Genomic DNA, 4,386 nt, shown 5'->3' with positions numbered 1-4,386 from the left:
AACAGCAGTCGAGCAAGCTCGACTCTACGTGGATGCGGCGGCCGACACGGTACCGGTCAGGCTTGCTGTGCTAGTTTTTCCCGCTCGACGAAGGCGCCCTCTGGTGTCTTTCCGTGCCCAGGAGTAAACGATTACATGCAGGACACCGCGCTCACCGCCCCCAACGCCGAAATCCGTCGCGCCGGGGTCGATCTCAATGGACTGATGACGGTGCTGGGCAAGCACCTGTATTCCACCCCGATGGTGGCGCTGCGCGAACTGGTGCAGAACGCGCACGACTCGATCATCCGCCGGCGCATCGAGCAGCCTGGCGTCGATGTGCCCTCGCGCATCGCGGTGCAGGTCGATGCCGGTGCCGGCGTGCTGCGCATCACCGATACCGGCGCCGGCCTGACTCGCCAGGAAATCCATGACTACCTCGCCACCGTCGGCGTCGGTTACACCCGAGGCCTGCGCCAGGGCAGCGAGGACGACGATGGCCTGATCGGCATGTTCGGCCTGGGCTTCCTGTCGGCGTTCGTGCTGGCGCGCCGGGTCAGCGTGCGCACCACCTCCTACCAGACGCCCGAGCTGGGCCATCTGTACGTGTCCAGCAACGCCGAGCAGTACACCGTCAGCGAAGTGCCGGCACGTGCGGTCGGCACCGAGGTGGAGCTGGAGCTGCATCCGGATTTCCTGCCGCTGGCCAACGAGGCGCGCCTGCACGAGGTGCTGGGCCGCTACTGCGCGCTGCTGTCCGAGCCGATCTTCATCGGCGCCGCAGCCGAGGCGCTCAACCCTGAGCCGCCGCCGTGGCGCGGCCAGCATGATGTCGCGCTGCATCCGGTGCAGGCGCGCCGGCAGGCGCTGCAGTTCGCCGCACGCTTCGAGCACGATTTCGAACCGATCGTCACTGTGCCGCTGCGTGCCGATGGCGGCAGTGATGCCACCGGCCTGCTGTGGGTGCAGGACGGTGCCACCTATGGCACCAGCGACAACCGCAACCTGTCGGTGTTCGTGCGCGGCATGCTGCTGGACGATGATGCGCGCGACCTGCTGCCGCCGTGGGCCGGGTTCATCGGCGGGGTGATCGAATCGTCCCGTCTCACGCCCACCGCCAGCCGCGAAGACCTGCAACGCGATGATCAGTACCGCGCCGTGCAGCACGCGCTGCTGGAAGCGCTGATTGACGGCCTGGCCGACGTCGCGCGGCAGCAGCCGGAAGCGTGGCGGCGCGTATTGACCCGTCACAACGAGGCGCTGCTGGGCGCGGCACTCTGTGATGACCGCCTGTTCGATCTGCTGCTGGAACACGTGCGCGTGCCGACCTCGCAGGGCGACCTGCCGGCCAGTGCATTGCCGGCACGCGGTGCCGTGCACGTGATCCTCGACAACGGTGGCGGCTTCGAGGAAATGCTGTTCCGCGCGATGGGCGTGCCGGTCGCGCATGGACATCGCTATGCGGTGGTGCCGTTCCTGCGGCGCTGGGCCCAGGCCAAGGGCCTGCGCCTGGTCGAACTCGGCACCGAGCAGGGCAATCGTGCGTTGTTCCGCAGCGACGACAGCCTCGACGAAGCACAGTTGGCATGGTTGCGTGAGCATTTGGGCGACGGTGAGCAGCTGCTGCCGGCGCGCTTCAGCCCGGAGGCGTTGCCGGTGGTGGTGGTGCCCGACCGCGAGGCCGAGCTGAAGCAGCGGCTGGAAGACGACGAGAACGACAAGCGTGTGTCGATGGCGGCGCTGCGCCTGGCGCGGCAGTTCACCGCGCGCATCGAATCGCGCGCGCCGTCGCGGCTGTACCTCAACCTCGACAATCCGGCGGTGCAGGCGCTGCTGCGCGCGCAGCGCGAGGGCCACCCCCAGGCCGAAGCCGCGGCGCGCCTGCTGCGCTCGCTGAAGATCATCGTTGCCGCGCAGGGCCGTCCGCTGGCCCGCGCGACCGCCACGCCGGGGCCGGATCTCAACGGCGCCTTCTCCGATATTGCCGGTGCCCTGCAGCAGATGCTGCGCTGAGCACCGCCCCCTCTCATCCAGCCTTCGCTAGACAGGAGCACTTATCCCATGGACATCTGGAACTGGGTCGAAAAACTGCAGGGCGACCTGCGCCAGGCCGGCCAGGCGCAGAACGCGCACCTGCTGAACCGCCTCGCCGACGAGGTGAGTGAACTGCGTGTCGACCGCGTCGACGCGCTGCTGCCCGAGGCGCGCGCGCTGGGCAAGGCGCTGGACAACCCGTGGGTCGACGTCTACGTCGGCCATTGGGCGCTGCGCAACCGTGTCGGCAATCGTGTCGAGGGCGAGAGCGCGCTGGGCGAAGCGGTGGCGCTGTTCGAGCGCGCGCACCGCGAGGACACGCTGGAGTGCCCGCAGTCGATCTGCGTGACCCAGGACCTGGCCGCCTGCTACGGCAACATCGATGGCCCCGGCTGGGTGCCCGAGCGCATCGAGGTGTGCGATGAAACGCTGGCGCGCATCAATCCCGGCTGGGCCTGCTTCCAGTGCCTGAGTTGCGAGAAGGCCGACGCGCTGCTCGATGATGGTCGCGGCCAGGATGCGCTCGACTACCTGCAGGTGCAGTCCGATGCGATCGAGGCCTGTGGCAAGGAAGTGTTCGACAGCTTCCCGGAAATGCAGATCAAGATCCTGCTGGGCATGGGTCGCGCCGAAGAGGCGCTGCTGCTGATCGAGAAGCGCGAGGCCGAAGTGGCCGCGTCCGGTGAGTACGAGCCGGCCAACTGCACGGTGCCGCGCCGCCTGTCCAAGGCCTGGGCGCTGGCCCAGCTGGGACGCGATGAAGAGGCGCTGCAGCAGCTGGTGCCCTGGAGTGAACTGACCCCCACCTACTGGCGGCTGTGGGCGAACACCGCCGCGGCGCTGTGCCAGCGCGATCCGGCGCGCAACAGCTGGGATCTGGGCACGCGCTACTCCACCATCATCGAGCACTTCGCCCAGGTGGGTTCTCACCGCCTGCTGATCGAAGTGGCTGCGCTGAGCCTGGAGCTGGCCCTGCAGCGCGGTGCGCGCTGGGTCGCGCAGCGCCAGCTGGCACTGGCCCGCACCCATCTGGCGCAGCTGCGCCAGGACCGCGGTGCGGCGGCGCTGGTGGCTGGCTTGGCCGCGCGCATCGAGGCGTTGCCGGAGGCGGCGCCGCTGCCGGTTCCCGCGGGCGACCTGCTGGCCTGGCTGAGCGAGCAGGGCGAGCAGAACCAGTCGCGTGACCCCGAACGCGAGGCGCAATGGCTGCTGCAGGCGCAGGCGCAACTGCCCGATGACGAAGCACTGGCCGAGACGGCGGCTTCTGCGCTGGCTGCCTGCGGTGCGCAGGCCGAGGCGCGCGCGCTGCTGTGGCAGTTCGTGCAGGCGCACGCGCAGGAAGACGGCCCGGCGGCCTACACCCTGATGCGCTGGCTGACCGAGCAGGGCGACGACGACGGACTGCGTCGCCTGGCCGACGTCTATCGCGGCAGCGTGCCGGTGTTCGCGCACTGGTGCGAGGTGCAACGCGCACGCCGCGTGTCCGACTGGCCGGCGCTGGAGCAGGCCGCACTGGCTCTGCTGGAGGCATCGCCGGGCTCGCACGGTGCGCGCGGTACGCTGGCGCGGATGTACATGGAGACCGGCCGCTTCAGCGAAGCACAGGCCTGCTATGCGCAGCTGGTGGAGCTGCTGGAAGAACCGAACGCCGCGCACTGGGACCACATGAGCGCGGCCAGCGCGGCGCGCGACTGGGACGCGGTGCGCCGCTCGGCGGCGGCGATCGGCATGGAGCTGTCCAGCCAGGACGGCGTGGTCGAGGAGCCCTGGGGCTGGGTGATCATCCGCAGCGAAGAGCATGGCGAGCCGATGGAGTACTACGCACGCCGCAGCGGCCCGGTCACCGCGCGCATCGTCGAGAACGCACCGGCCAACCGCGCCCAGCAGGTGGGCGACTGGGTGGTGTTCGATGCCGCGCTGGTGCATCCGGCACCGGAAGAGGAGGAAGCGCGCGAGCATTTCATCCCGACCTACGCACAGGTGCATGTGCTGGAGCGCGGCGGCTTTGCCCGCAGCTGGCTGATCGATGGCGCGCACCCGGGCGAAGAGGCCTGGAACGCCTTTGTTGAAGCCGCCGAAGCACAGGGTTGGCAGGTCTGGTCGCACAGCCGCCCGGACTACACCGTGACCGATCCGGACGCGGACGAGGGCACCCTGCCGGGCGTGCTGTTCACCGTGGCCCAGCCGCAGGACCATGCGCCGCTGGCGCTGCACCGCTTCCTGCAGCAGCAGACCGCGACGTGGCCACATCCGCACTGCTGGCTGCGCCTGGCCGAAGCCTGCGACCAGGACCGCCAGCCGCACCTGGACGTGATCGAGCGCTACGGGTTGTAAGCCCGGTATCGGGTGGTGCCGGCCGCTGGCCGGCAGCGC

2 protein-coding genes are annotated in these 4,386 nt (G+C 69.6%); both read left to right on the top strand.

Annotated elements, in window-relative coordinates; all coding sequences use genetic code 11:
- Positions 1-135 precede the first annotated feature (135 nt).
- Positions 136-1,992: an ATP-binding protein gene (locus tag QRO93_RS07175; RefSeq protein WP_180879271.1), complete on the top strand. Its 1,857-nt coding sequence runs from the start codon at positions 136-138 to the stop codon at positions 1,990-1,992.
- Positions 1,993-2,040: 48 nt separating this feature from the next.
- A complete protein-coding gene (locus QRO93_RS07170; RefSeq protein ID WP_180879269.1) occupies positions 2,041-4,347 on the top strand; it encodes a tetratricopeptide repeat protein in 2,307 nt (768 codons plus the stop codon).
- The last annotated feature ends 39 nt before the right edge of the window (positions 4,348-4,386 follow it).

It is taken from the genome of Stenotrophomonas maltophilia group sp. Smal17, from assembly GCF_030237045.1.
Taxonomy (GTDB): Bacteria; Pseudomonadota; Gammaproteobacteria; order Xanthomonadales; family Xanthomonadaceae; genus Stenotrophomonas; species Stenotrophomonas forensis.
The sequence above is the reverse complement of the archived record's forward strand: the minus strand, read 5'-3'. Positions and strand labels throughout refer to the sequence as shown.